At 58.5% G+C, this 229-nt stretch carries 1 protein-coding gene; it reads left to right on the top strand.

Going from position 1 to position 229, the window contains the following annotated elements:
* Positions 1 to 229: SLC13 family permease (locus tag O4G76_RS21865; protein ID WP_373568063.1), on the top strand; the 229-nt coding region annotated here is incomplete at both ends.

Here is a 229-nt window from a genome sequence, read left to right as displayed (position 1 = left end):
GGTGCTGGCAACCCGCTGTATCGACGCGGACGAGGCATTTTCCTTTGTCGACGGGCGTTTGTTGGCGCTGATCTTCTCCATGTTGGCCATCGGGGCCGCATTGGAAAGCTCCGGTGCGGTCAAACTCATCGTCAGTGGGATCTCGCCTCTGCTCGCGGATTTGCCGCCATTTTTCCTTGTCTGGGCGGTCTATCTGCTGACCTCGGTGCTGACGGAACTCGTCTCAAAC

The sequence above is a fragment of the Limimaricola sp. G21655-S1 genome (assembly GCF_027213785.1).
GTDB lineage: Bacteria > Pseudomonadota > Alphaproteobacteria > Rhodobacterales > Rhodobacteraceae > Limimaricola.
Note: the sequence above shows the minus strand (reverse complement) of the source record. Positions and strands in the feature narration are given on the sequence as shown.